Source organism: Microbacterium sp. NPDC059771 (genome assembly GCF_042732495.1).
In the GTDB taxonomy this organism is placed as follows: Bacteria; Actinomycetota; Actinomycetes; order Actinomycetales; family Microbacteriaceae; genus Microbacterium; species Microbacterium sufflavum.
Genome location: NZ_JBHWHK010000001.1, coordinates 126,255 through 150,790 on the forward strand (window position 1 = coordinate 126,255; position 24,536 = coordinate 150,790).

Annotated in this window: 25 protein-coding genes; 5 read left to right on the forward strand and 20 right to left on the reverse strand. The window is 71.2% G+C overall.

Annotated elements, in window-relative coordinates; genetic code table 11:
- Positions 1-20 precede the first annotated feature (20 nt).
- From ACFV3I_RS00600 to ACFV3I_RS00625, 6 genes are read right to left on the reverse strand one after another with little or no spacing between them, the layout of a single operon-like run.
- On the reverse strand, positions 21-1,031 hold the full coding sequence (locus ACFV3I_RS00600; protein ID WP_136029715.1) for a sugar ABC transporter substrate-binding protein: 1,011 nt from the start codon (positions 1,029-1,031) through the stop codon (positions 21-23).
- Between the two features lie 47 nt (positions 1,032-1,078).
- Positions 1,079-2,122 (reverse strand): ABC transporter permease, encoded by a 1,044-nt coding sequence (locus ACFV3I_RS00605; RefSeq protein WP_240744513.1) that lies wholly within the window; start codon positions 2,120-2,122, stop codon positions 1,079-1,081.
- Positions 2,119-3,618, reverse strand: a complete 1,500-nt coding sequence (locus tag ACFV3I_RS00610; RefSeq protein ID WP_136029713.1) for a sugar ABC transporter ATP-binding protein — start codon at positions 3,616-3,618, stop codon at positions 2,119-2,121. Before ACFV3I_RS00610 ends, ACFV3I_RS00605 begins: the two co-directional genes overlap by 4 nt.
- Positions 3,615-4,670, reverse strand: a complete 1,056-nt coding sequence (locus tag ACFV3I_RS00615) for an NAD(P)-dependent alcohol dehydrogenase (protein ID WP_378822157.1) — start codon at positions 4,668-4,670, stop codon at positions 3,615-3,617. Before ACFV3I_RS00615 ends, ACFV3I_RS00610 begins: the two co-directional genes overlap by 4 nt.
- A complete protein-coding gene (gene xylB / locus ACFV3I_RS00620) occupies positions 4,663-6,156 on the reverse strand; it encodes a xylulokinase (RefSeq protein ID WP_366628149.1) in 1,494 nt (497 codons plus the stop codon). Before xylB ends, ACFV3I_RS00615 begins: the two co-directional genes overlap by 8 nt.
- The gene (locus tag ACFV3I_RS00625) at positions 6,153-6,806 is read right to left on the reverse strand and encodes an SIS domain-containing protein (protein ID WP_378822158.1); all 654 of its coding nucleotides are present in this window, start codon (positions 6,804-6,806) and stop codon (positions 6,153-6,155) included. Before ACFV3I_RS00625 ends, xylB begins: the two co-directional genes overlap by 4 nt.
- 136 nt (positions 6,807-6,942) lie before the next feature.
- Between ACFV3I_RS00625 and ACFV3I_RS00630 the strand changes: the two genes are divergently transcribed.
- Together ACFV3I_RS00630 and ACFV3I_RS00635 are read left to right on the forward strand one after the other, a co-directional pair.
- Positions 6,943-7,893, forward strand: coding sequence for a sugar-binding transcriptional regulator (locus ACFV3I_RS00630; protein WP_168387142.1), 951 nt, complete (start codon positions 6,943-6,945; stop codon positions 7,891-7,893).
- Positions 7,893-8,513, forward strand: coding sequence for a hypothetical protein (locus ACFV3I_RS00635; protein WP_378822159.1), 621 nt, complete (start codon positions 7,893-7,895; stop codon positions 8,511-8,513). The genes ACFV3I_RS00630 and ACFV3I_RS00635 overlap by 1 nt, the downstream gene beginning before the upstream one ends.
- Positions 8,514-8,523: 10 nt before the next feature.
- On the opposite strand, the gene ACFV3I_RS00640 is transcribed toward ACFV3I_RS00635, so the two are convergent.
- Genes ACFV3I_RS00640 through ACFV3I_RS00650 form a run of 3 tightly spaced genes read right to left on the reverse strand, consistent with a single transcriptional unit; the run spans position 8,524 to position 12,181 of the window.
- Positions 8,524-9,834 (reverse strand): FGGY family carbohydrate kinase, encoded by a 1,311-nt coding sequence (locus ACFV3I_RS00640; RefSeq protein WP_366628153.1) that lies wholly within the window; start codon positions 9,832-9,834, stop codon positions 8,524-8,526.
- A gap of 20 nt (positions 9,835-9,854) precedes the next feature.
- On the reverse strand, positions 9,855-10,871 hold the full coding sequence (gene corA / locus ACFV3I_RS00645; RefSeq protein WP_136044266.1) for a magnesium/cobalt transporter CorA: 1,017 nt from the start codon (positions 10,869-10,871) through the stop codon (positions 9,855-9,857).
- Positions 10,872-10,897: 26 nt separating this feature from the next.
- Positions 10,898-12,181, reverse strand: a complete 1,284-nt coding sequence (locus tag ACFV3I_RS00650) for a serine hydrolase (protein WP_136029698.1) — start codon at positions 12,179-12,181, stop codon at positions 10,898-10,900.
- 99 nt (positions 12,182-12,280) lie between these two features.
- Between ACFV3I_RS00650 and ACFV3I_RS00655 the strand changes: the two genes are divergently transcribed.
- Positions 12,281-12,595 (forward strand): DUF2470 domain-containing protein, encoded by a 315-nt coding sequence (locus ACFV3I_RS00655; RefSeq protein WP_136044268.1) that lies wholly within the window; start codon positions 12,281-12,283, stop codon positions 12,593-12,595.
- Positions 12,596-12,649: 54 nt separating this feature from the next.
- Complete coding sequence (locus ACFV3I_RS00660; RefSeq protein ID WP_240744512.1) at positions 12,650-13,297, forward strand: heme oxygenase (biliverdin-producing); 648 nt, start codon at positions 12,650-12,652, stop codon at positions 13,295-13,297.
- A 56-nt stretch (positions 13,298-13,353) separates the two neighbouring features.
- On the opposite strand, the gene ACFV3I_RS00665 is transcribed toward ACFV3I_RS00660, so the two are convergent.
- Positions 13,354-14,739 carry an ATP-dependent RecD-like DNA helicase gene (locus tag ACFV3I_RS00665; RefSeq protein ID WP_136036976.1) on the reverse strand — a complete coding sequence of 462 codons (1,386 nt, stop codon included), beginning with the start codon at positions 14,737-14,739 and terminating at the stop codon, positions 13,354-13,356.
- Between the two features lie 115 nt (positions 14,740-14,854).
- On the opposite strand from ACFV3I_RS00665, the gene ACFV3I_RS00670 reads away from it, so the two are divergent.
- The gene (locus ACFV3I_RS00670) at positions 14,855-15,928 is read left to right on the forward strand and encodes a hypothetical protein (protein WP_136044270.1); all 1,074 of its coding nucleotides are present in this window, start codon (positions 14,855-14,857) and stop codon (positions 15,926-15,928) included.
- Positions 15,929-15,937: 9 nt separating this feature from the next.
- Here the strand turns inward: ACFV3I_RS00670 and ACFV3I_RS00675 are convergent, their stop codons facing one another.
- The 10 genes from ACFV3I_RS00675 to ACFV3I_RS00720 form a co-directional block, all read right to left on the reverse strand.
- Complete coding sequence (locus ACFV3I_RS00675) at positions 15,938-17,962, reverse strand: cytochrome c oxidase assembly protein (protein WP_378822160.1); 2,025 nt, start codon at positions 17,960-17,962, stop codon at positions 15,938-15,940.
- 82 nt (positions 17,963-18,044) lie between these two features.
- On the reverse strand, positions 18,045-18,332 hold the full coding sequence (locus ACFV3I_RS00680; protein ID WP_017203554.1) for an HU family DNA-binding protein: 288 nt from the start codon (positions 18,330-18,332) through the stop codon (positions 18,045-18,047).
- A 393-nt stretch (positions 18,333-18,725) separates the two neighbouring features.
- A complete protein-coding gene (gene rpsN / locus ACFV3I_RS00685) occupies positions 18,726-19,031 on the reverse strand; it encodes a 30S ribosomal protein S14 (RefSeq protein WP_017829734.1) in 306 nt (101 codons plus the stop codon).
- A gap of 3 nt (positions 19,032-19,034) precedes the next feature.
- Complete coding sequence (rpmG, locus tag ACFV3I_RS00690) at positions 19,035-19,205, reverse strand: 50S ribosomal protein L33 (protein WP_378822161.1); 171 nt, start codon at positions 19,203-19,205, stop codon at positions 19,035-19,037.
- Complete coding sequence (gene rpmB / locus ACFV3I_RS00695) at positions 19,205-19,441, reverse strand: 50S ribosomal protein L28 (protein WP_025102729.1); 237 nt, start codon at positions 19,439-19,441, stop codon at positions 19,205-19,207. The genes rpmG and rpmB overlap by 1 nt, the downstream gene beginning before the upstream one ends.
- A 140-nt stretch (positions 19,442-19,581) precedes the next feature.
- Entirely contained in the window at positions 19,582-20,289 is a 708-nt protein-coding gene (locus tag ACFV3I_RS00700; protein WP_378823186.1) for a DNA-3-methyladenine glycosylase, read from the reverse strand.
- 16 nt (positions 20,290-20,305) lie between these two features.
- Positions 20,306-22,174, reverse strand: coding sequence for a hypothetical protein (locus tag ACFV3I_RS00705; RefSeq protein WP_378822162.1), 1,869 nt, complete (start codon positions 22,172-22,174; stop codon positions 20,306-20,308).
- A complete protein-coding gene (locus ACFV3I_RS00710) occupies positions 22,164-22,970 on the reverse strand; it encodes a TIGR03943 family putative permease subunit (RefSeq protein ID WP_136032086.1) in 807 nt (268 codons plus the stop codon). The genes ACFV3I_RS00705 and ACFV3I_RS00710 overlap by 11 nt, the downstream gene beginning before the upstream one ends.
- A complete protein-coding gene (locus tag ACFV3I_RS00715; RefSeq protein WP_136032084.1) occupies positions 22,963-24,003 on the reverse strand; it encodes a permease in 1,041 nt (346 codons plus the stop codon). Before ACFV3I_RS00715 ends, ACFV3I_RS00710 begins: the two co-directional genes overlap by 8 nt.
- Positions 24,000-24,416 carry a Fur family transcriptional regulator gene (locus ACFV3I_RS00720; protein WP_136032082.1) on the reverse strand — a complete coding sequence of 139 codons (417 nt, stop codon included), beginning with the start codon at positions 24,414-24,416 and terminating at the stop codon, positions 24,000-24,002. Before ACFV3I_RS00720 ends, ACFV3I_RS00715 begins: the two co-directional genes overlap by 4 nt.
- Between the last annotated feature and the right edge of the window lie 120 nt (positions 24,417-24,536).

Genomic DNA, 24,536 nt, shown 5'->3' on the forward strand with positions numbered 1-24,536 from the left:
CCCGCTCCCCCGACGCGGTGTCACTGGTCCAGCAGACCGGCCTCCTTGTACAGGTCGATGTACTCCTGCACGTTGTCCTTCGTGATCAGCGGGTTGCCGATGTCGACGTTGACCTCGTCCTCGGCGCCCGTGAGCAGGTCGTGCACGGCCTTGAGGTTCAGCTGCGCCAGCTCGCGGGCGTTCTGCAGCGAGGTCGCCGTCATGGTCCCCGCCTCGATGAGCAGCGTGGCCTCGGGGGTGCCGTCCACGCCGAACGCGAGGATGCCGTCGAAGCCGCTCTTGCCCTTCACGGCCTCGAGCGCACCCGACGCCATGTTGTCGTTCATCGAGATGATCGCGTCGATCTGCGGGTTCGCGAGCGACCAGTCCTCCATGAGGGTCATGGCCTCGTCCTTGTTCCAGTTCGCGATGTCCTCCGCGACGATGTTCACGTCGGTGCGCTTCTCGAAGAACTCCTTCTGCCACGCGTCACGGCGGGCCGTGCTGTGGAAGTTGCCCGCCGGGCCGTTCAGCACCACGACGTTGGCGCCGTCGGGGATCTGCTCGACCGCGAGCTCGGCGACCACGGCGCCCTGCTTGTACGGGTCGGCGTCGACCGAGTTGCCGCCGCTCAGGCCCTCGACGCGCGGGTTCGTGGTGATGGTCACGATGCCCGCGTCGATGGACTGCTGGATGTACGGCAGCTGCGCGTCGGCGTTGTTCGCCTGGATGATGATCGCGTCGAACCGGTTGGCGATCGCGTTCTCGATCATCTTGTTCTCGATCTCGTCGTCGGCCTGGCCGTCGAACACCTCGAGAGTGATGTCGTCGTAGTTGCCGGCTTCCTGCTTCATCTCGTTCGCGAGCCACGCGGCGAACGAGTCGGCCTGGGCGCGGGCGATGTACGCGACGCGGTACTCGTCCTTGTCCTCGGAGGCGCCTCCGCCGCCGTTCCCGGCCGGGTTCCCGGTGGTGACGGCGCAGCCGGCGAGGCTGATCGCCGCGGCGGCAGCGGCGCCGAGCGCGATGATCCTGCGGGTAAGACTCTTCATTGTCTTCTCCTGTTTTCTGTGGGTGGGTGAAGCGATGGACGGAGGGGTCAGGACGAGGTCCTGCCGCCTCCCGGATCGGATGCGGACGAGGAGGCTCCGACGGGGAAGGGGTCGCCCTTCGCGTCGGACTTGAGGATGGTGGTCTTCGCCTTGCCGCGCTTGCTGAAGACGTCGTAGGCGACGGCGACGACGATGATGGCGCCCATCACGATCTGCTGGATGTACGAGCCGATCCCGATGAGGTTCATGATGTTGCCGAGGATGCCGACGATCAGCGCGCCCGCGAGGGTGCCCATGACCGTGCCGACGCCGCCCGAGAAGCTGGTGCCGCCGATGATCGGGGCGGTGATGGCCTGCAGCTCGTAGCCGACGCCCGCGTTGGGGAGCCCGGCGTTGACGCGCGACATGAAGATCACGCCCGCGATGCCGACCAGGGCGCCGTTGACGAGGAACGCCTGGTACTTCACCCGCTCGACCGAGATGCCGGCAGCGCGAGCCGCCTCCTCGTTGCCGCCGACCGCGTAGACGGAGCGGCCGTAGCGCGTCTGGTTCATCAGGTACCAGATCACGATGGTGACGCCGATGAGCACCAGCACCGGGATGGGCAGCCAGCCGAGGTTGCCCTGGCCGATGAGGATGAAGTCGCCCAGCTGCAGCACGTTCTGCCCCTGCGTGAGTTCGAGCACCGCGCCGCGCGCCATCAGCATCATGCCGAGGGTCACGATGAACGCGGGGGTCTTCAGCGTCGCCACGAGGAACGCGTTGACGAGGTTGCAGAGCATGCCGATGAGGATGCCGGCGAGGATCGCGAGCAGCAGGTTGCCCGTCGACTTGTAGACCAGCACCGACACGACGCCCGCGAACGCCATGACGGCACCGGCCGACAGGTCGATCATGCCGCCGATGATGAGCGTCATCGCGCCGAACGCGAGGATCGTGATCACGGCGACCTGGCGGAGCACGTTGAAGATGTTGTCGGAGCTCAGGAAGTTCGGGCTCAGGAAGCTCGCCGCGACGATCACCACCAGCAGGATGATGTAGATCGAGAAGCGGTTCACCTCGAGTCTCTTCAGGTTCTGGAGCATTGTCATGCCACCTCGATTTCATTCATGGCGTAGGTGAGGATGGTTTCCTGCGAGAACTGATCGGGCGTCAGCTCCGCGGTGAGGCGTCCGGCCGACATCACGTAGATGCGGTCGCACATCCCGATGAGCTCGGGCAGCTCGGAGGAGATCATGAGGATGCCGCGGCCCTGGCGGGCGAGCTCGGTCATGATCTTGTAAATCTCGAACTTCGCGCCGACGTCGATGCCGCGGGTGGGCTCGTCGAGCAGCAGCACCTTCGGGTCGGCGATCAGCCAGCGGGCGAGGAGCACCTTCTGCTGGTTGCCGCCGCTGAGGTTCGCGATGCGCGTCTGCAGGCTGGGCGCCTTGACGTTCATCTTCTGGAAGTACTCGGTGACGAGCTTCTCCTCCTCGCGGCGCCGCGCGAAGCCCCCGCGGATGACCTTGCGCAGGCTCGCCAGCGTGGCGTTCTTCATGATGCTCAGCTGCGGGACGATGCCGACCAGGCGGCGGTCCTCCGAGAGCATCGCGACGCCGGCCTTGATCGCGTGGGTGGGGTTCTTGATCTTCACGGTCTTCGTGTCGACCTCGATCTCGCCCGCGTCGAGCTTGTCGAGCCCGAACACCGCACGGATGACCTCGCTGCGTCCGGCGCCGATGAGCCCCGCGAGCCCGACGATCTCGCCCGCGCGGATGTGCAGGTCGATGTCCTCGAACATGTGCGCGGCGGAGAGCCCGGTGGCGCGGAACACGGTGTCGCCGATCTCGACCCGCTCCTTGGGGTAGGACTGGTGGTCGAGGTCGCGGCCCACCATCTGCGCGATCACCTGACTGGAGGTGATGTCCGCGGCGGGCTGTGAGCTGACGACGGTGCCGTCGCGCAGCACGCTGATGTCGTCGGCGAGCTCGAAGACCTCGTCCATCTTGTGCGAGATGTAGATGATGGACTTGCCCTGGGCGCGCAGGTCGCGGATCTTCGCGAACAGCGACTCGACCTCCTTGTGCGCGATGGCCGAGGTCGGCTCGTCCATGATCAGCACGTCGGCGCTGTGGTAGACCGCGCGCAGGATCTCCAGGGTCTGGATCTCCGACACGGTGAGGGTGCCCAGGCGTCGGTTGATCGAGAAGTCCAGGCCCTCCTCGGCGAGGATGCGGCGGGCCTCGCTGCGGATGAACCGCCAGTCGACCTTGCCGTACTTCATCGGCAGCCGGCCGAGGAAGAAGCTCTCCGCGATCGTCATGCCCGGCACGTAGTTGAGCTCCTGCGAGATCATCGCGATGCCGCGGGCGCGGGCGTCGATGGGGTTCTTGATCCGCACCTCCTCGCCGCGCACCCGGATCGTCCCGGCGTCGGGCTGGTAGATGCCGTTGATGATCTTCATGAGCGTCGACTTGCCGGCGCCGTTCTCGCCGCACAGGGCGTGCACGGTGCCGGGGCGCACGTCGAAGGAGACGTCGTCGAGGGCCTTCACCCCGGGGAACGACTTCGACACCCCCTCGACCGACAGCAGCGTCTCGCTCATGACGCCGCCTTGACCGACGGCTCGTCCACGCGCCGGGTGCGGGGCAGGACGATGCGCTTGAGCGAGTCGATCGACCCCTCGCCCGACAGCGCCTCCTCGACCTGCTCGATGCCGTACACGTGGGTGACGAGCGAGTCGAGCTCGACCTGGCCGGACTCGAGCAGGGCGCGGGCGATGGGCCAGGTGCCGGTGTAGCGGAAGATGCCGGTGACGTTGAGCTCGCGCATCGCGACCTCGGGCACCGAGAGCGGGAACTCGTCGGCGCTGCCCACCAGCACCACGGTGCCGCCCGCGCGGGTGGATCGGATGCCGTTGACGATCGCGGGGGTGGCGCCCGAGGCGTCGATGAAGACGTTCGCCGCCAGCTCGACGGTGGACTCCGCGGCGGGGTCGACCACGCGGGCGCCGTAGGAGGCGGCGAGCTCGCGGCGGGCCGGGTTGATGTCGGCGACCACGACGTCGACCGCGCCGAACGCCTTCGCGACCTGCGCGGCGATGATGCCGATGGGGCCGCCGCCGGCGATCAGCACGGTGTCGCCCACCTTGATGCCGCCCTTCTGCGCGGCGGCGATGCCCACCGACAGCGGCTCCATGAGCGCGGCGGCGTTGTCGCTGATGGCGTCGGGCACCTCGTAGGCGAAGTCGTCCTGGATCAGCACGTAGTCGCAGAAGGCACCGTCGATCGGCGGGGTGGCGTAGAACTCCATCTGCGGGCAGAGGTTGTAGTCGCCGGCGCGGCAGAAGTCGCACCGGCGGCACGGGCGCTGCGGCTCGATGGCGACGCGCTGCCCGACGCGGGCGGGGTCGACGTCGGCGCCGACCGCGACGATCCGGCCGCTCACCTCGTGGCCGAGGATCAGCGGGCTCTCGACGACGTAGGGTCCGATGCGTCCGTGCTCGTAGTAGTGCACGTCGGATCCGCAGACGCCGACGCTCGCGACCTCCACGAGCACCTCGTCTGCGGCGGGCGCGGGGACGGGGCGCTCCTCGAGCACCAGGTCCTTCACCCCCCGCAGCACGCTGGCGGTCATCGTGGACGGGATCTCAGACATGAGTGTCCTCTCTCTCGGGGGAAAGCGGGTGGGCCGCGGCTGGCTCGGCCTGCAGGTCGGCGAGGTGCAGGTAGCGGTCCCACACGTCGCTGCGGTCGGCGGCGGGCTCGGTCACCGAGGTGGTGGCGGGGCGCCAGGCCGCGGTCACGGCGGCGACCGTCTCGCCGCGGTGCACGGCGGCGGCCTGGATCGCGGCGCCGCGCGCGGTGCCCTCCGGCGCGTCGACGGTGTGCACGGGCCGCTGCGTGAGGTCGGCGATCACCTGCCGGTACGCGAGCGAGCGGGCGCCGCCGCCGATCGCGATGGTGAGGCCCGTGGTGGGGATGCCGAGCGCCGCGAGGGCCCGCTCCCCGCGGACGAGTCCGAGCGCGACGCCCTCGAACGCGGCGAGGGCGAGCTGCTCGCGTCCGGTCGCGGTGGTGAGTCCGGCGAGCATGCCCCGGGCGGACGGGAGCCGGGGCGAGCGCTCCCCGTCGAGGTAGGCGGCCAGCACGGGTCGTTCCGGGTCGAGCGGGGCGGCGAGGGCGAGGTCGGTGAGCTCGCGGTGGTCGACGCCGAGCAGCCGCGCGATCGTGTCGGTCACCTTGGTGGCGTTGAGCGTGCAGACGAGCGGCAGGTAGCCGCCGGTCACGTTGGCGACACCGTCGACGGCCCCGGTCACGTCGGCGACCGGGTCGGGCGTGGTCGCGAACACGACGCCCGAGGTGCCGAGGCTGTACGCCACGTCGCCCTCGCCGAGGCCGATGCCCTGGGCGGCGAGGTGCTGGTCGCCGCCACCCGCGCTGACCTGCGCGTCGCGGTCGATGCCGAGCGCGTCGGCCGCGGCGGGGAGGATGCGCCCGGCGGCCTCGTCGGGTCCGAGCACCTCGGGCAGCAGCGGCGCCCAGTCGCGCTCGCCCACCGCCTCGTCGAGGATGTCGGTGCGCCAGCGTCCCGTCGCGGCGGAGTAGTAGCCGGTGCCCGAGGCGTCGGAGCGGTCGGTCACGCGGCGCCCGGTGAGGCGGTACGTCAGCCAGTCGTGCGGCACGGAGAGGTGACGCGCGCGGGCGAGGGTCTCCGGCTCGGTCTCGGCCAGCAGCGCGAGCTTCGACACGGTGATGGCCGCCGACGGCACGATCCCGATCTGCTGCGCCCACCAGGCGGCGGGGTGACGCGCGAGCAGCGCCGCGGCCTGCGGGGCGGAGGTGGTGTCGTTCCACAGTCGCGCGGGGCGCAGGACGCGTCCGTCGGCATCCGACACGACGAGGCCGTGGCACTGCGCACCGACGCCGACCGCGACGATCCGCACGTCGGCGCCGCGGCGGGCCTCGGCCATCGCGGCGACCAGGGCCGCCCACCACGCCTCGGGGTCCTGCTCGCTGACGGGCGGGTGGGTCACGGGGTGGGGGGCGCGCCCGGTGGCGACGAGCGCCCCGGTGGCGGCGTCGCGCAGCTCGACCGTGCACGACTGGGTGGAGCTGTCGACTCCGGCGACCACGTCGATCATCGCGCGACCTCCTCGAACGGGGGGACGGCGAGGCGGGACGGGTCGGCGGGGAGGTCTTCGAGGCGTCCGACGGCGCCCGCGGGGTGCGTGGTCATGAACTCCGCCCACGTGTAGCCGCGACCGCGCATGAGCACCTCGGCGAGCGCGTCGCCCCACGCGGACTGCGCGATCGTGATGCCGGTGGCCACGATGCCGCCGATGTCGGCCGAGGGGTGCACGGCCACGGCGACGCTGTGGTCGGCGAGCCGCGCGAGGGGGGTGTCGTGGCTGCGGGTGAGGGCGATCACGCGGGCGCCGCGGCCGCGGGCGATGCGGGCGAGCTGCACGACCTCGTCGGAGGCGCCGCCGTTGGAGATCAGCAGCACGAGGTCGTCGGCGGTGATGGCGCCGGAGGCCCCGTGCAGCCCGTCCATCGGGGAGAACGGCAGCGACGGCGTGCCGGTGACGGACAGGATGTGCGCCATGCGCCGGGCGACCGTGCCGGAGGTGCCCGAGCCGCCGATGAACAGCTTGCCCGTGGCGGACAGGATCATCGAGGCCGCGGTGACCAGGGTGCCGTCGATCGTGTCGATCAGTGCGCGCACCGCCTCGGCCTCGGCCTGGAGCCGCCCGCGCGCTACCGCCAGGATGTCGTCATCGACGTTCAACACGTTCTCCCTCGATCGCGCCTCGCACATGCTGCGCTCATCTGTGATGCTTGGATGTACGTTTGAGCATAGGAACCGTCGCGAGCCGGAGGAAAGGCAGCCGTCACATATGTCACAGTTTCGTGATTTCAACGCTCAAATGAGCGATGCGACGAAGAGCGTGGATCAGGACCGCGCCCTCATGGCGGCCGTCGCCCGGGCGCACTACCTGGAGGACCGCTCTCGCGTCGACATCTCCGACGCCCTCGGGATCTCGCGCTTCAAGGTCGCCCGCCTGCTCAGCCGCGCCAAGGAGGAGGGCATCGTCACGATCGAGATCCACGACTGGGGTCTCCCCGATGTGGAGCTGAGCCAGCGCCTGCAGGACAAGCTCGGCCTGGAGCGCTGCCTCGTCGTGCGCTCACACGGAGACGACGATGACGTGCGCCGCCAGATCGGCGCCGCCGCCGCCCGCGCGCTCAGCGAGACGCTGCAGGAGGACGAGGTGCTCGGCGTCACCTGGGGCCGCACGCTCACCGCCACCGCGAGCCAGTTCGCGCACCTGCCGCGCCTGTCGATCGTGCAGCTCACCGGTGTCGTGGCGGGCGACCTCGCCTCCTCCCCGATCGAGGTGGTGCGACAGACCTCGCGTCGCGCGGGAGGCGCGGTGTACCCGATCTTCTCGCCGCTCATCGTGGACGACCGCGAGACCGCGATGAGCCTGCGCCGGCACCCCGACATCCGCTCGGCGATCGACCTGTTCCCCTCCGTCACCACGGCGCTGCTGTCGGTCGGAGCATGGGACCCGCCCGTGTCGCAGGTGCGCGACGTGCTGCCCATCGACGACCTCGCCAACGCGCTCAGCAAGGGGTGCGTCGCCGACATCGCCGGCATCCTCATCCGCAGCGACGGGACCCCCGTCGACACGGAGTTCCAGGACCGCTGCATCAACATCTCGTACGAGCAGCTCCAGAAGGTGCCGCGCGTGGTCGCCGTCGCGGGAGGAGCCGCGAAGGCCGACGCGATCCGCACCGTGTCGCGGGTGGGACTGATCAGCGAACTGTTCACCGACCACGCCCTCGCCCAGGCCGTGCTGGCGGACGACGAGTGATGCGGATCGCCGGGTCGCTGTGGTCCGTGGCCCCGGACGACCGCCTCGACACCGCACTGCGACTGCGCGACGCGGGCCTGGGCCGGCTGCACTGGGACACCACCGACGGGCGGTTCGCCGCGGCCGGGGGCTTCACTCCGGACGACGCCGCCGCGCTGGCCGCGCAGACGGGCATGACGGCCGAGGCGCACGTGATGGCGCACAGCTCCGCGCGCGAGGTCAACGCGTGGGCCGACTTCTGCGACCTCGTGATCGTGCACGTCGAGAGCGACGACTGGAAGGATGCGGTCGCGCGGATCGAACGCCGGGGCGTGCGCGCCGGGCTCGCCGTCTCCCCGCAGACGCCCGCGACGGTCGTGCCGCTCGACCTGCCCGTGCTGTGCATGTCGATCGTGCCGGGGCAGGCCGGGAGCACGTTCGACGAGCGGGTGCTGGCGAAGCTCTCGGCCCTCCGCGATGCCGCACCCGGACGACCCCTCGGCGTGGACGGCGGCGTGCGCCGTGAGCACGCGGAGGCCCTGGCCGCGGCCGGCGCCGACTGGGCCGTGGTGGGCACCGACCTCGTGTTCGACGGCACCGCGGCGTGGTCCGACCTGCTGCGGCCCGCCGCCGACGTCTGAGCCGGGCGGGTCAGGCCGCGGGCGGCAGCTCGTGCCCCAGCGTGCGGGCGGCCTGACGCGCCATGCCCCACGCGACGAACTCACCCGCGGGCGGTGCCGTCATCGGGATGTCGAGGATGAGCGGCGCGATCTCCCTGACCGCCGCCGACCGGGCGCCCCCGCCGATCAGGATGCCCCGCGCCGTCGGCACCCCGAGCGCGCGGATCGCGTCGAGGCCGTAGCGCAGGCCGCCCAGCACGCCCTCGAACGCGGAACGCGCCAGGTTCTCGCGCGTGGTGGCCGCGAGGGTCATGCCGAACAGGGTGCCCGTGGCGTCGGGCAGGTTCGGCGTGCGCTCCCCCTCGAAGTACGGCTCCAGCACCAGTCCCCCGGCACCCGGGTCGGCGGCGAGCGCGAGCCGCCCGAGCTCCTCGTGGTCCACCGCGAGCAGCGTGGCCAGCGTGTCGAGCACGCGTGCCGCGTTCACGGTCGCGACGAGAGGCAGGTGGCCCCCGGCCGCGTCGGCGAAGCCCGCGACCATGCCCGACGGGTCGATCGTGCGGTGGGCACTCGTGGCGAACACCGTGCCGCTCGTGCCGATCGACACCACCACGTCGCCCACGGCCGCGCCGAGCCCCAGCGCCGCACCGGCGTTGTCGCCCGACCCCGGGCCGACGCGGCGCCCGTCCGCATCGGTCACGGCCGCGTCGTGCGCGAGCACGCGGGGCAGGATCGCGTCGCGGCCGAGCGCGGCGCCGAACAGCTCGCGGTCGTAGCCCGCGTCGGTCCAGTAGCCGGTGCCCGAGGCCTCGGAGCGGTCGGTGACCAGCTCGTCGAGGGCGGCTCCGCGCGGCGCGTCCGGTCCGAAGCCGCGCAACCGCCAGGTGAGCCAGTCGTGGGGCAGGGCGACCGCTCGCACCTGCGCGGCGTGCTCCGGCTCGTGCTCGCGCAGCCACCGCACCTTGGTGAGCGTGAACGACGGCACGGGCACCAGGCCCGTGCGCTCGGCGAGGGCGGCGGCGCCGTGCTCCGCGATCAGGGCGGCCGCCGCGTCTGCCGAGCGCAGGTCGTTCCACAGCAGGGCCGGTCGCACGACCCGTCCCCGGCCGTCGAGCGCGACCATGCCGTGCTGCTGTCCGCTGATCGCCCAGGCCCGCACGTCGTCGAACCCGCCCGCCGCGGCGATCGCGGCCTGCAGCGCCCGCCACCACTCCTCCGGGTCGACCTCGGTGCCCGGCGGGTGCGGCGCACGCCCCTCGCGGATCACCCGACCGGAGAGGGCGTCGGCGATGACGACCTTGCAGGACTGGGTCGAGGAGTCGATTCCCGCCACGAGTTCCATCCTGCGATCATCCCACGGCGTCAGAGCCATCCCTTGTTCTTGAACGCCGCGTAGAGTCCGAGGCCCATCGCGACCATGAGCGCGAGCGCCATCGGATAACCGAGCAGCCAGTGCAGCTCGGGCATGTGGTCGAAGTTCATGCCGTAGATCGTGCCGACCAGGGTCGGGGCGAACAGGATCGCCGCCCAGCCGGAGATCTTCTTCACCTCTTCGTTCTGCCGGATGCTGAGCTCGGTCATGCGCCGCATCTCCTCGTTCTGGCGGCGCGCGACGATGGTCGACTCGACCGTGAGCGCGTTGTCGAGCACGGTGCGGAACGTGGTCGCCCTGTCGCTCACGCGCAGGGTGTGGTCGAGCACGTCGCGCAGGTACCGCTGCAGCTCCTCGCTCACCCTGTCCTTGTCGGAACCGCGCAGGAGCGCCTCGAGCATGCCGACGAGCGGCTGGGTGGCGCGCTGGAAGTCGATCACCTCGCGGCCCAGGTCGTAGATGCGCTGCGTGGCGTCCACATCCTCCTCGAAGAGCTGGCTCTCGATCTCGTCGATGTCGTTCTCGAGGCCGGCGAGCACGGGGGCGTACTCGTCGACCACCTCGTCGAGGATCGCGTACAGCACGGCCTCCGGCCCGTGGGAGAGCAGCGCGGGGTCGGCCTCGAGGCGGCGGCGCACCCGCGCCAGATCCGGAGCCTCCGCGTGGCGGATGGTCACCACGAAGTCCGGCCCGACGAGCACGTGCACCTCGCCGAACTCGACCTCCTCCAGGTCGTCGAGGTAGCGGGCGGGTCGCAGCACCATGAACAGCACGTCACCGTAGCGCTCGAGCTTGGAGCGCTGGTGGCCGGACAGCGCGTCCTCCACCACGAGCTCGTGGAGGGCGAACTCGTCGGCCACGGCGCGGATTTCCTCCGGACTCGGCCGGTACAGCCCGATCCAGCTCATGCCGCGTCGCTCGCGCATGCGCTCGAACGTCTCGCTGAGGGTCCGCGGGTTCTCCGTGCGGACGCCGTCCACGTAGATCGCGTTGTCGACGATCGCCACGACGACCCCTTCCGATCAGCCGGTGCTCACTCCTCCGCGGGCGCGACGCACGGGAGCGCGGCGTCCGTGGTGGCCTGGTGGTACTGCTCCGCGGTGAACGGCAGCCCGAAGTCGGGGGCGGTCTGCCCGGACGCGGCGGGGGCCTTCGACGCGATGGCCGCGAGCTCCCACGACAGCTGTTGGGCGAACAGCGCCCCGGCGGTGGAGTCGTTCAGCACCACGGCGACGGTGAACCCGGTGGCCGGGTCGGAGTAGGCGGCGGTCGCATAGCCGGGGGTCCAGCCGTGCTGGCCGACCATCGAGCCGACGAGGTAGGCACCGCCGGTGGCCTGGAACCACGACGCGGCCGTGTCGGACACGGGCAGCGGCGAGCCGAAGCGCGCGGGCTCCTCCTTCGTGCGCAGCGCCTGCGCGGCCTCCGCCTGGGCGTAGCGGCCGAGGTCGGTGATGGTCGACACGACGCCGGAGTCGGTGAAGCCGGAGCTCGACGAGAGGGTGGTGATGTCGACCGGGGCCGCGCAGTTGAAGCCGCCCTCGACAGCCGACATGTAGTGGCCGTTCATGGCGGGCTCGGGCACCGGCGGGGCGGCCTGCGGCGTGGGCAGCTCGGTCTGGGTGAGGCCGAGGGGCTCGGTGACGTACTCCGCGATGAGCTCGCGCGCGGTCATGCCGGTGGCGCGCTCGAGCGCGAGGCCGAGCAGCAGGTAGCCCGCGTCGGAGTCGCGGAAGGTCGTGTGCGGGGCCACCCTGGCGCGGCCGAGGCCGTAGCCGGCGAGCTCGAGCGGAGCCCACACGCGCTCGGGGGTGTTGATCCAGGCGGCCTTGGCGGTCTCCTCGGACGACCCGGCGCCGCTCGTGCCGTTGCAGAGGTCGAGCAGGGTCACGTCGGTCATGTCCGCGACGCCGGAGACGTAGGTGGGCACCTTCGCGTCGAGCTCCACGGTGCCCTCGTCGGCGAGCGCGTACAGCACGTCGCACGTCATGAGGCGCGTGACGTCGGCGATGCGGAACGACATGTCCGTCGTCAGCTCGGCTCCGCCCTCCTTGTCCTGCGTGCCGGCCGCCGCGACCCAGCTGCCGCTCCACGGCACCCAGACGCCGACGATGGCTCCGGACGCACCCGACGCGGTGAGCGCGTTGTCGACCGCGGTCTGCATCGCCGCGACGGTGTCGTCGGGCAGGGAGGCGTCGACCTGGTCGGGCGGCGTGTAGCTGAAGGAGTCCTCGGACGAACAACCGGTGAGGACGAGGCCGAGCACGACGGCCGTGGCCGCTGCGGCGCGCCACCGGCGCGACGAGAGAAGCTGCATGTGAAGGAACCCCCGAGGACGTATCTCCCGAGTCTAGAGCGAGGATGCTGGAAGTCCGCCTCGCGGGACCGCGCCGATCGCGGCCCGTAGGGTGTGAGGGTGCCCCACGACTTCGCTCCCGACGTGATCGCCGCCGTGCTCCGCCACATGAACGGCGACCACACCGACGACAACCTGCTGATCGCCCGCGCCTTCGCCGAGCCCGCCGACCAGGAGCCGACGGCGTCCGTCATGACCGGCTTCGACGGCGAGGCCGGCGTGTGGGAGGTCACCCGCGGCGGCTCCACCTCGACGCTGCGCGTGCCGTGGCCCGGCGGCCCGATCACGGAGCGCCCCGAGGTGCGGCGCGAGGTCGTGGCGCTGTACGACGCGGCGTGCGCGCGCCTGGGCGTCGAGCCGCGGCCGCACGACTGACTCCGCACCGACTCGGACTTCCGTCCAAGGTTAGGCTGCCCTTACACTGGGGCCATGCCCGAGATCCTCTCCTTCTCCGCCGCCCTCCGCGAGCGCTCCTCCGGGTCGCACTCGCGCAGCGAGACGGCCGGCTTCATGTCCGACCTGCTCAAGGGCGAGGGTTCCCGCGAGGACTACATCGCGCTCGTCGCGCAGCACTACTTCATCTACGAGGCCCTCGAGAGCGCGGGCGACCGCATGCGCACCGACCCCGTCGCCTCCGTGTTCCTCAGCGACAAGCTCACCCGCCTCCCCGCGCTCGAGGCCGACCTCGAGTTCCTGCTCGGCGCGGACTGGCGCGACCGGATCACGCCGCTGCCCACCACGCAGCGCTACGTGGAGCGCATCCGCCAGGTGGGCGCGACCTGGGCCGGGGGCTTCGTCGCCCACCACTACACGCGCTACCTCGGCGACCTCTCCGGCGGCATCTTCATCGGCCGCGTCATGTCCCGCCGCTTCGGCTTCGAGACCAACGGCGTCGGCTTCTACCTGTTCGACGACATCGCCGACCCGTCCGCCTTCAAGGACGTGTACCGCGAACAGCTCGACGCCGCCCCGTGGGACGAGGCGGAGCGCGAGCGCGTGATCGACGAGGTGCTGCTCGCCTACCGGTTCAACACGGAGCTGTTCGAAGACCTCGACCGCGCCCGCGCCGCCGCCTGAGCGCCCTCACCGGGCCCTGAGCGAGCGCCCGCGAGACGAAGGGCGTCCACCGCGGTTCAGCCCGTGGGAAGCTCCGGCGTCGACGCCGCCAGCCACGCGTCGCGCATGAAGCGCCGTACGTCCTCGTCGACCCGGATGTCGCTCGGCCGCAACGGTCGCGACAGGTACAGCCCGTCGAGCGAGGTCAGACGGCTCAGCGCCACATAGGTCTGTCCCGGCGCGAACGCCCCGGAGCCGAGGTCGATGATCGCGCGGTCATAGGTCTTGCCCTGCGACTTGTGGATGGTCACGGCCCACGCGAGCCGCAGCGGGAACTGCGTGAACTCCGCCACCACGTCGCGCGACAGCTTCTTCGTGTTCGGGTCGTAGGCGTAGCGGAACCGTTCCCACACGGCCGGCTCGACCTCCACCTCCTCGCCGTCGATCTCCACCCGCACGGCCCCGCCGAGAATGCGGGTGACGGTGCCGATGGTGCCGTTGACCCAGCGCGGCGGCTCGCCCGACATGGCGGTGTCGTTGCGGAGAAACATCACCTGCGCGCCGACCTTGAGCTTGAGCTCCGACTCGGCAGGCAGGGCGGCCTCGCCGCGTCCGAAGTCGCCGTTGATCTCGGCGCGCGCGGTCTGCTCCTTGCCGGGGAGGGCGGCGAGGTGACGGCCGTTGATGCCGTTCACGATGTCGTTGCGCGTCGCGAGGGTGATCATCGGCACCTCGCCCGGCTCGGGGTCGGGCGGCGTGCGGGCACCCTGCGCGTTCAGCACCCCGGCGATCTCCGCGGTCACCCGGCCGTAGCGCACGGCGTTGAGCATCGCCTTGAACCCGTCGTCGGACTGCCGGTGGATCTGCACCAGCTCCCGCACGTGCAGCTCGGCCCTGGTGTCGACCTGGAACAGGCCCTCCTGGTCGGAGAGCCCGGAGCCGCCCGCCCACACCTTCGCGTCGAAGAACCAGAAGGAGCGGTAGTGGTCCTTCACGTAGCGGGCCTCGTCGCCGCGCGGCGGGACCGGCGCGAGCTGGTACGGGTCGCCGAACATCACCACCTGCACACCGCCGAACGGTTCGCCCCTGCGTCCGCGGGCCTGCCGCAGCGAGCGGTCGATCGCGTCCATGAGGTCGGCGTTGACCATCGAGATCTCATCGATCACGAGGGTCTCGATCGCGTTCAGGATGCGCCGGGTGGCATCGTTCTGGTCGATGTCCGCGTCGCCGATCAGCCCGATCGGGAGCCGGAACAGCGAGTGGATCGTCTGCCCCTCGACGTTCAGCGCGGCGACGCCGGTGGGCGCGCAGATCGCGATCTGCTTCTTCGTGTTCCAGGCGAAGTGCTGCAGGAGCGTCGACTTGCCGGTGCCGGCGCGGCCGGTGATGAACACGTGCTCCCCGGTGTCCTCGATGAGGCGGAACAGCTCCTGCTGCTCCTCGGACAGGGCGGGAAGGGACACGGTTCTCTCAGGGCTGCAGGGGCGGACGGGGGCGCCCACCCATGCTACGTCGCGCCGGGAGTCGCGGGGCGCCGACGCTCGGCGTCCCCCCAGGACTCCCTCCTAGACTGACGCCATGGAGCGGGCCGGGAGGAGCACGCCCCGGCGTGCGCGCCTGGGCGTGGATCTGACCATGCTCGCCGTCGTCGGCGTGATGCTGTTCGCCGCGATCGGGGCGGGCGGCGCGACCCTCTACCAGCAGTTCTACGGCCCCTCGGCGTTCGTGGTCCGCTACCTCGACCTGCTCGCATCCGGCCGCGCGGCCGATGCGCTCCGGGTGCCCGGTGTCGCCATCGACCGCGAGACGCTCGAGAAGGCCGGCATCGACCCCCGCGCCTCGGAGGCGATGCTGCGGCGCTCCGCGCTCGGCCCCCTCACCGACATCGAGGTGAAGTCCGAACGGCCCTCCGGCGACGGCACTGCCGTCACCGTCGGCTATACGGCCGGTGGCCATCACGGCACCACGACCTTCCAGGTGCAGCAGGACGGCTGGGCCGGCGTCACCCCCGACTGGCGGTTCACGACGAGCCCTCTCGCGGTGGTCCAGCTCACCGTGCGCGGCTCCGACCGCTTCGCCGTGAACGGGTTCGAGGTCGATCGTCGGCAGGTGTCCGTCGCGGGGGCCGAGGCCCAGCCGCTCGACCCCCTGCCGCTGCTCGTCTTCACCCCCGGCGTCTACTCCGTCACGGTCGACACCGCGATCTCGACGTCGTCCGGCCACGGGGTGCTCGCCGACAAGCCGCTCGCCGTCACGCCGCTCGACGTGCAGACCGAGCCGACTCCCGAGTTCGTGTCGGTGGTGCAGCAGCGCGTCGAGGAGTTCCTCACGCAGTGCACGACCCAGGAGGTGCTGCAGCCCACCGCGTGCCCGTTCGGCCTGCGCGTGACGAACCGCATCTCCGCACCGCCCACCTGGTCGATCACGAGTCAGCCCCAGATCGCGGTCGTCCCCGCCGAGGACGGTCAGTGGCAGATCCCGCCGGCCGATGCGGTGGCCCACGTCGAGGTCGAGATCCAGTCGCTGTTCGACGGCTCGGTCGAGCCGGTGTCGGAAGACGTGCCGTTCCGCGTGAACGGCACCATCGCGATCCTCCCCGACGGCTCCGCGTCGATCAGGGTCGGCTCCCCCGACGAGCCCGCCGAGGACTGACGCCGGGGATCAGCGCCGGTCGCGCTGGGCCTGGCGCTCCGCCGCGCGCTGGTCCCGCGCCGCGAGCTCGGCGAGGCGCGCGTTGTACTCCTCCAGCTCGGCGTCGCCCGTGCGGTCGGCATGCCGGTCGCGACGCTTCTGCAGCTTGGTGTCGCTGCGGCTCCACTGGATCGCGACCGTGATGGCGAGGATCAGCGTCGGGATCTCTCCGATCGACCAGGCGATGCCGCCGCCCACGTACTGATCGGTCATGGGATCGGCGCCCCAGTCGCGGCCCATCGCGCCGAACCAGTCGGCGACCATCAGCCCCTCCTGCATCATGATCGCCATGCCGAAGAACGCGTGCATGGCCATCACGGCGATGAGGGTGATGAGCCGGCCGGGGTACGGCAGCCGGTACGGCACGGGGTCGGCACCGATCAGGCTCATCACGAACAGGTAGCCCGAGATCAGGAAGTGGATGACCATCCACTCGTGCCCGAGGTGCTCGTACATCGACCAGCGCACCAGGTCGGTGAAGTAGAACGCCCACAGCGACACGATGAAGATCGCGGCCGCGACGAACGGGTGGGTCACCACGCGCGCGAACGGCGAGTGCACGGCCCACATGATCCACTCGCGGCCGCCGCGGGTGCCGTCGTCGCGCTTGTGGATCGCGCGCAACGCCAGGGTGATGGGTGCACCCGAGACGAGCAGCAGCGGGATCGCCATCGAGAGCATCATGTGCCCGAGCATGTGCACGCTGAACAGGTACTCCTGATACGCGTTGATGGGCCCGCCCGTCACCCACACCAGCATCAGCATGCCGAGCACCCAGAAGACGGTGCGGTGGATCGGCCAGCGGTCGCCGCGCAGGCGCAGCCGCCGCACGCCCGCGAGGTAGAGGAAGAGCCCGAACCCGGCAGCCACCAGCCACAGCACGTCGATGTCCCACGCCGTGAACCACCGCGCCAGGGTGAGCTCGGGGGGAAGCAGGGAGCCGGTGAGGATCTGCGCCGGGGTCTGCGCGAAAGCGGCGGTCTCGCCCGTGGGCGGAGGGGTGCGCGCGAGGGCCGCCGCGGCGCCCGAGGCGAGCCCCATCAGCGCGACCTCGCCCAGCACCAGCAGCCAGAACCAGCGGTTGGCGCGGTCACCGTCGAGCTTCGGGATGAGTCGGGCGCGGTACCAGGCGCCGAGCAGGCCCATGCCGATCAGCAGCACGGCCTTCGCGATCACGATCGTGCCGTATGGCGTCGACCACACCGCCTCCCAGGACCCCACCGCGACGATCGACCGGGTGAAGCCGGAGAGCGCCACGACCGCGAAGGCCGCGATGGCGAGCGAGGAGTAGCGCGACACCAGGCGGGCGCGGTCGATGCCGGGCTCTCCGCGCAGCAGCACCAGCAGCAGCAGGCCGCCCAGCCACACCGCGGCCCCGATGGTGTGCAGCAGGATCGAGTTGACCGCCATGTTGTGGCCGTCGAGGTCGCCCGCATGGCCCTGGGTCGCCAGCGGCAGGAACGACACCGCGGCGAGCAGGGCCGTGATCAGGGTGGGCGTCCAGGACCGCCAGGCGAACGCGAGCACCGTGATCACGGCGCCGAGGATCGTGGTGATGAGCCACGACTGTCCGAGCGGCAGCTCCAGCAGGAACCGTCCGAGCTGTGCACCGAACTCCCGCTCGATGCTGAGCTTCGGGTTGAACGCCGCCATGAAGGCGAGGAAGCCGGCGAGACCGGCCGAGACCGTGAACACCGCGGCACCGATCGACGCGATGTTCAGTGCCCTGTCGAACGACCGCTCGCCCGCGCGGAGTGCGAACAGAGCGAGCACGAGCGACCCGAGCATGAGCGCGCCCGAGAGGTTCATCACGAGCTTGGCGATCGGTGTGCCCCACAGCACCACGGGCCCCGGGTCCTGCAGCAGGGGCGGCTTGGCGCCGCCGCCGATGAGCAGCGCCCACACGAGGGCGACGAGACCCGCCGCCAGCAGGATGACGACGCCGGCGACGCGATACGCCGACGTCGTGCTCGGCGTCTCGGTGCGGGAACTCACCCCTCCAGCCTAGGCGCGCTGGACGGGGGGAAAGCACGAAGGCCGCTCCCGGATCGGGAGCGGCCTTCGAACGGGTGCGGTCTTACTTGACGGCAGCCTTGAGCTTGGAGCCGGCGGTCACCTTGACGCGCTTGCCAGCGGGGATCTTGATCTCGGCGCCGGTCTGCGGGTTGCGGCCCGTGCGAGCAGCGGTGTCGACCTGCTCGAAGGAGATCCAGCCCGGGATCGAGACCTTGCTGCCCTTGGCGACAGCGTCGGAGACCGTGGCGAACAGCGAGTCGAGGACACCGGAGACGGTGGCCTGGCTCTGGCCGGTGGCGGAAGCGATGCTCGCGACGAGCTCGGTCTTGGTGATGGACTTGTCAGCCATGTCATCCTCCAGCGACGAAGGACCGTCGCATCGTTGTGGGTGCGAGAGGCGGGTGCCTCCCGTTGGTCGAGTGACCGCCTTGAATGTACCAACCACCACCCGGATTTCCGCGTCATTTCGCGGGTTTTGACCAATTACCCGGCGTGTCGCGCCACTTTGGTCACACGTGTCACAGAATTCGGGAGGCTCATGCCCTCGCGCGGGACGGCGCCGACGATCACGGGATCGGCGTCCGCGAGCGCCACCCACCCCTGCCGGTCTGCCCGATCTCGCGGCACTCTCGCGATCGCCGGAGCGCGTCGGCGCTCACCCGGGCCGCGAGACGACGGAGACGCAGGGGCACGCGAAAGGGGCGAGGATCCGAAGATCCTCGCCCCTGTCGACGGCGGTGACTTACCAGCTCGACTTGGTCACGCCGGGCAGCTCGCCACGGTGTGCCATGTCACGGAAGCGGACACGCGAGATGCCGAACTTCGTGAGGACACCGCGGGGGCGGCCGTCGATGACGTCGCGCGAACGCACGCGAGCCGGCGACGCGTTGCGCGGCAGCTTCTGCAGGCCGACGCGAGCGGCCTCGCGGGCCTCGTCGGTGGCGTTCGGGTCGACCAGGGTCTTCTTCAGCTCGGCACGACGCTCGGCGTAGCGCTCGACGATGACCTTGCGCTGCTCGTTGCGCGCGATCTTGCTCTTCTTAGCCATGGATCAACGCTCCTCTCGGAATTCGACGTGCTGACGGATGACCGGGTCGTACTTCTTCAGCGCGAGGCGGTCGGGGGTGTTGCGGCGGTTCTTCTTGGTCACGTACGTGTAGCCCGTACCCGCCGTGGAACGCAGCTTGATGATCGGACGGACGTCCTGAGCCTTCTTGGCCATTAGAGCTTCACACCCTTCGCCTGGAGGTCCTTCACGACGTTCTCGATGCCGCGCGCGTCGATCACCTTGATGCCCTTGGCGGACACGTTGAGCGTGATCTTACGACCGAGCGAGGGCACGAAATAGGTCTTCTTCTGCACGTTCGGGTCGAAGCGGCGCTTCGTCCGGCGGTGCGAGTGCGAGACGTTGTGACCGAAGCCGGGAACAGCTCCGGTCACCTGGCACACTGCTGCCATGATGATGACTCCTTCATTACCGTGAGGCCGGACGGCCCCACCCAAGATCCCTTGTCTGCACGCAACCTCGACCCGCCGATCTCTCGGCCGCGGAAGGGGAAGCATGCGAACTACGCACAGGAGCGTGCGCAGACAAAGAGTCAGTCTAGCACGGGCATGGTCGCCCCCAGTGCCGCGGCCTCGGCGGCACCGCGCCCCCACCGGAACGCCGACACGGTCGGCTCGTCCGGGATCCAGAACCGCCACGGGAAGGCGTCCGTCCCCGCGACCCCCGCGACCCCGACCCTCGGCCCCTGCGACACATCCGCGACCGGCGCGCCGAGCCACAGCTCCGCGCGGGCGCCGTTGTGCTCCGCGCCCGTGACCGCGTCGATCCCGTCGTGCAGCGCGTGGCGCAGGCCGACCGCCTGGCCCAGTCGCCCCGGCCCCCTGGCGAGGTCGCGTCGGGCCGTTCGCCCCAGCGGGAGCGGGGCACCGCGGCGGACGGCCGCAGCGTCCTCACCGGCCACCACCTCTCCGGCGCGCAGCAGCACGCCGTCGCCCTGCCCCTCCGGACCGCACGCCACGTTCACGCACGAGTGGATCCCGTGGCTCAGGTAGACGTACAGGTGGCCCGGCTCGCCCCACATCGTGGCGTTGCGGGCGGTGCGACCCATGCGCGCGTGCGAGCCGGGGTCGACGCGGTCGCCCGTGCCCTGGCCGTGATAGGCCTCGACCTCGGTGACGCGCACGCGGACCTCCACCGGCACACCGCCCTCAATCACCACGGTGCGCAGTTCCGCGCCGAGCAGGGTGGGCGCCACCTCGACGGCGGAGCGCATCACGTCGTCGCGGGTCACGCGTCGCAGCGGAACGGCCGACACGTCAGAACCGCGGCGCCGTCTGGCACCAGGAGGCGTCGAAGCCGGTGAGGGCCACGAGCTCCTTCCCGGAGTCCATGTCGATCAGGTGGGTCTCCAGCCGCCCCGGAAGCGGCAGCAGCATGCCGTCGTAGGGGTTGTTCGCCATGTCGGGGGCGACCACGACGGCCGCGTACTGCCCGCTCGGCGACGCGCACGCCTGGAGGATGGCGTCGCTCGACCCCACCTCGACCAGGGGTTCTGCGACCCCGTCGTCGTCCACGCGGACCACCGCCTGCCCGATCGGCAGTCCCGAGTCGTCGCGCGACACCACGTGCCGCAGCGTGCCACCGGGGAACGGCGTGATCGTCGTGGCCGTGCCGTAGTCGGGCGTCGAGGCCGCGAGCGGCTGCTCCGAGCCGTCGGTGAGGTTCAGCTCGACCACGGTGCCGTCGAGTCGCTCCACGATCGCGGTGTAGGTGCCGCGCGAGATGCCCTGAATGGTGGTGGCGAGCCCGAGGGACTGCACCCCCGTGTCGGCGGAACGGTCGACGAGGGCGAGCGCGCCGTCGAAGTCGATGAAGAGCACGGCGGCGCTGTCCGGCACGAACTGCCACACGAAGACGCTCGCCTCCTCGCCCGCGACCTCGATGATCTGCGGCTCGTCGTCGCCGCTCAGCGACTGGGTCACGAGCACGCTCGCGCGGCCCTCGCTGTCGCCGAGCTCGCGGTCGGAGTAGCTGTAGCCGACGAGGTTGCCGCGCTCGGAGACCTGGATCTCTCGGACATAGCCGTCGCCGGGCAGCGTCAGCTCGCGCTGGTCCTCACCGTCGCGGTCCATCACCAGCAGGTGCGAGCCGTCGTCCTCCTCGACCGAGGCCACGAGGCGCGTGGAGGTGGCGCGGAAGTCGTTGATCCGCGGATGCGAGAACACCGGCACCGCCTTCTCGCCGCTGAGGTCGGTGCGGAAGATCGTGTCGTCGCCGTCGACGTCGCGCCGCAGCAGGAACATCGTCGAAGCGGGCGTGGTGAAGCTCGTCGTGAGCTCGGCGGACGGACCACCGCTCGCACCGACGGCATCGGACACCGTCACGGTGTACGTCGTGTCGTCGTCGAGCGGCACCGTGAAGCGCACACCGATCCCGCGGCCGGCCGCGTCGACCGTGAACGGCACCGCCGGCTCGACCGACACCTGGTCCGCCTCGATCGCGGCGAGGGGCTGGTTCGCGGTGAGGATCAGGCGACTGCCGGACGATTCGATCGCCTGGGCCGCGTCGACCTGCACCTCTGAGATGCGCGGACCCTGCAGCAGGCTCACGACGCCGAAGCCGGTGCCGACCAGCACCAGCACACCCAGCACGGCACCGATCGTCAGCAGGAACCGGCGTGACATCCGCGGCCCGGCCGCCGCACCGGCGCGGTCGCTCGCCGCGGGCGGGCCATCGGCGGGACGCCAGCCCGGCGCGGCACCCTCTGACGACTCGGCCGCGGGCGGCGTCGGGGTCGCGGGCGGCGCGGCGGCGGCGGACACGGGTTCGGGGGCGAGCGGCACCGCGGGCACAGACGATCCGGCGGACGGGATCGCGGAGGCGGACGCGGAGGATCCCGTCGACGGGACCGCGGCGGGCGCATCCGGCTCGACGGAAGGAGCGGCGGGCGCCTCAGGCACGGCGGGGGAAGTCGCGGGCACCACCGAAGACGGCTCCGTCGACGCGGGCGACGCGGGCGCATCCGGCTCGGCGGAAGGGGCCTCGGGGGCGGGGGCGGGGCCCTCCCCCTCGACCAGGGAGACCGACTCGGCTGCCGCACGCTCCGCCGCCTCCCGCGCGGCGCGCAGTTCGGCGCGCGTGCGCGGGACGGCGGGCGTCTCGCGGCGCTCGTCGTCAGTACTCATAGGGGTCCTTCGGCTCGTCGATCGCGACGACGTCCGTCGGCTCGATGCGCAGCGTGCCGTCGGCGTCGGCGCGCACCGTGCCCGTCACCTCGACCCACTGCCCCGTCTCATACTCACCGGGGTCGACGTCGGTCGGCAGGGCCGCGGTCTGCGCGTCGATCACGCAGTGCGTGATGACGAGCCGGGTGAGGTTCACGCCGTCGCCCTTCCCCGCCGGGGTGACGAAGCCGGTGAGCGTGACCGGGGCCCCGTCGTACGCCGCGGTGTTCGTGGCCCCAGCGAAGACACTGGCCCAGTCGCCGATGCCGAACGTCGAGGTGTCCGCGACGCCGAGGGCCACGGTGTCCGCCCCGGCGAACAGCGTGGCCTGCTCCCCCGCACGCGACATCGCGAGCTCGACCGACAGCGAGGCGGGCGGCAGCACGAGCGCTGCGGCCACGACCCCGGTGGCGACCACACCGCCCGCGACCGCGCCGACTCCGGCCAGGGTCCGCCGGGGAGTCACGGTCGTGCGCGACGCCTCGTCGTCCGCGTGCTCGGGCTCCGCGGTGGCGTCGCCGTGGTCGTGGCCGTGGTCGTCCTCGGCCCCGAGCGGCAGGGTGCACGACCACACCGCCCCGGCGAGCGTGACCACGGCGGCCGCACTCGCGAACCAGACCGACTCGGGGCTGATGTAGAGCGTCAGGCGCCCGGTGACCGCGAGCCCGAGCGTCACGACCGCGACCGCGGAGGCCAGTCCGACGCCCAGCCATCGAGTCGCGACGGCTCGAGCGCGCGGTGTCTGCTGCTCAGACAAAGACGTTCACCCCGATCCCGATCGCGAAGGCCGCGGCCAGCACGACCGCGGTGATCCCGACGAGCGTGCGCGCCGTGAAGGTCGTACGCATGAGTGCCAGCATCTTGATGTCGACGAGCGGTCCGACCAGCAGGAACGCCACGATCGCCCCGCTCGAGAAGGTGGACGCGAACGACAGCGCGAAGAACGCGTCGACGTTGGAGCAGATGGCGACCACGATCGCGAGCAGCATCATCGCCACGATCGACAGCACCGGGTTCGACCCGATCGCCAGCAGCACGTCGCGCGGGATCAGCACCTGCACGGCTCCCGCGAGCGCTGAGCCGATCACGAGCGCCGGCATCACCGCCCGCAGCTCGACCAGGAACTGCGTGAGGCTGCGGCGGATCGGGGTGCCCGGCTCGTGCGTCACGCGCTCGCACGTGTCGACGAAGCGCTGGGTGAGCAGCGAGTCCGGCGACGGGTGCAGGCTGTAGATCCAGCCGATCAGGTTCGCGATCAGGTAGCCGCCGACCAGGCGCGCGACGAGGATGCCGCCGTCCCAACCGAAGGCCGCGTGCGTGGTGAGGATGACGATCGGGTTGACGATGGGCGCGGCGATCAGGAAGGTGAGGGCCTCCGCCGGGGCGAGGCCGCGCATCATCAGACCGCGCGCGAAGGGGACGTTGCCGCACTCGCACACCGGGATGAGCATCCCGAGGAGGGACAGCACCGCGCGCCGGGCCCACGCGCGGCGTGGCAGCCAGCGGTGGATGACGTCGGCGGGCAGCCACACCTGCACGACGATCGACAGCAGCACGCCGAGGATCACGAACGGCAGTGCTTCGATCAGCACGCTGAGCGCCAGGGTGAGGCCGTCCTGCGCCCTGGTCGGCAGCGATGCCGGGTACAGCGACGGGAGCAGCAGGTCGATCAGGAACAGCGCCGCCACGATCGCGGCGCCGAGACCGAGGCCGATCCAGGGCGACCGCGGCGGTGTCGCGTGTCGGTGCGTGTGGCCCGGACGGGAGGCCGTTCGTGCCGGGGAACTCACGCTGTCGCTGTCCTGCCGGCCTCGCGCTTGTTGGCGCACGGGGTGCACAGCCCGAAGATGTCGACGACGTGCGCGGCGTCGGTGAACCCGTGCAGAGCGGCGGTGCGGTGCGCCCACTGCTCGACGTCCTTCGCCTCGATCTCGACCGTGAGCCCGCACGACCGGCAGATCAGGTGGTGGTGGTGCCCCTGCGTGGAGCAGGCACGGTACAGCGCCTCGCCCTCGGGGCTCTGCAGCGAGTCGGCGTCACCGGAGGCGGCGAGCCCTGCCAGTGCGCGGTAGACCGTGGCGAGGCCGATGCCGGTGTTGTCGTCGCGGAGGGAGGCGTGCAGGCTCTGTGCGCTGACGAAACCGCGGGCGTCGGCGAGTGCTTCGCGCACGCGTTCGCGCTGCCAGGTGTTCCGCTGAGCCATGCCTTCGATTCTAGGCCGGAGGGGGTTGGCGAGGGCTGGGAGCGGACGGGGGCGGGACCGGAGTCACTCTCCGGATCGGATCGCGACACGTGCCGCGCGCGCATATTGGGATGATTGCCT

What these genes read in the sequence shown, in the direction of transcription:
- ACFV3I_RS00600 (WP_136029715.1), bottom strand. Translation starts at nt 1,031, where the DNA reads ATGAAGAGTCTTACCCGCAGGATCATCGCGCTCGGCGCCGCTGCCGCC.
- ACFV3I_RS00605 (WP_240744513.1), bottom strand. Translation starts at nt 2,122, where the DNA reads ATGACAATGCTCCAGAACCTGAAGAGACTCGAGGTGAACCGCTTCTCG.
- ACFV3I_RS00610 (WP_136029713.1), bottom strand. Translation starts at nt 3,618, where the DNA reads ATGAGCGAGACGCTGCTGTCGGTCGAGGGGGTGTCGAAGTCGTTCCCC.
- ACFV3I_RS00615 (WP_378822157.1), bottom strand. Translation starts at nt 4,670, where the DNA reads ATGTCTGAGATCCCGTCCACGATGACCGCCAGCGTGCTGCGGGGGGTG.
- xylB (WP_366628149.1), bottom strand. Translation starts at nt 6,156, where the DNA reads ATGATCGACGTGGTCGCCGGAGTCGACAGCTCCACCCAGTCGTGCACG.
- ACFV3I_RS00630 (WP_168387142.1), top strand. Translation starts at nt 6,943, where the DNA reads ATGAGCGATGCGACGAAGAGCGTGGATCAGGACCGCGCCCTCATGGCG.
- ACFV3I_RS00635 (WP_378822159.1), top strand. Translation starts at nt 7,893, where the DNA reads ATGCGGATCGCCGGGTCGCTGTGGTCCGTGGCCCCGGACGACCGCCTC.
- ACFV3I_RS00640 (WP_366628153.1), bottom strand. Translation starts at nt 9,834, where the DNA reads ATGGAACTCGTGGCGGGAATCGACTCCTCGACCCAGTCCTGCAAGGTC.
- ACFV3I_RS00650 (WP_136029698.1), bottom strand. Translation starts at nt 12,181, where the DNA reads ATGCAGCTTCTCTCGTCGCGCCGGTGGCGCGCCGCAGCGGCCACGGCC.
- ACFV3I_RS00660 (WP_240744512.1), top strand. Translation starts at nt 12,650, where the DNA reads ATGCCCGAGATCCTCTCCTTCTCCGCCGCCCTCCGCGAGCGCTCCTCC.
- ACFV3I_RS00670 (WP_136044270.1), top strand. Translation starts at nt 14,855, where the DNA reads ATGGAGCGGGCCGGGAGGAGCACGCCCCGGCGTGCGCGCCTGGGCGTG.
- ACFV3I_RS00680 (WP_017203554.1), bottom strand. Translation starts at nt 18,332, where the DNA reads ATGGCTGACAAGTCCATCACCAAGACCGAGCTCGTCGCGAGCATCGCT.
- rpsN (WP_017829734.1), bottom strand. Translation starts at nt 19,031, where the DNA reads ATGGCTAAGAAGAGCAAGATCGCGCGCAACGAGCAGCGCAAGGTCATC.
- rpmG (WP_378822161.1), bottom strand. Translation starts at nt 19,205, where the DNA reads ATGGCCAAGAAGGCTCAGGACGTCCGTCCGATCATCAAGCTGCGTTCC.
- rpmB (WP_025102729.1), bottom strand. Translation starts at nt 19,441, where the DNA reads ATGGCAGCAGTGTGCCAGGTGACCGGAGCTGTTCCCGGCTTCGGTCAC.
- ACFV3I_RS00705 (WP_378822162.1), bottom strand. Translation starts at nt 22,174, where the DNA reads ATGAGTACTGACGACGAGCGCCGCGAGACGCCCGCCGTCCCGCGCACG.
- ACFV3I_RS00720 (WP_136032082.1), bottom strand. Translation starts at nt 24,416, where the DNA reads ATGGCTCAGCGGAACACCTGGCAGCGCGAACGCGTGCGCGAAGCACTC.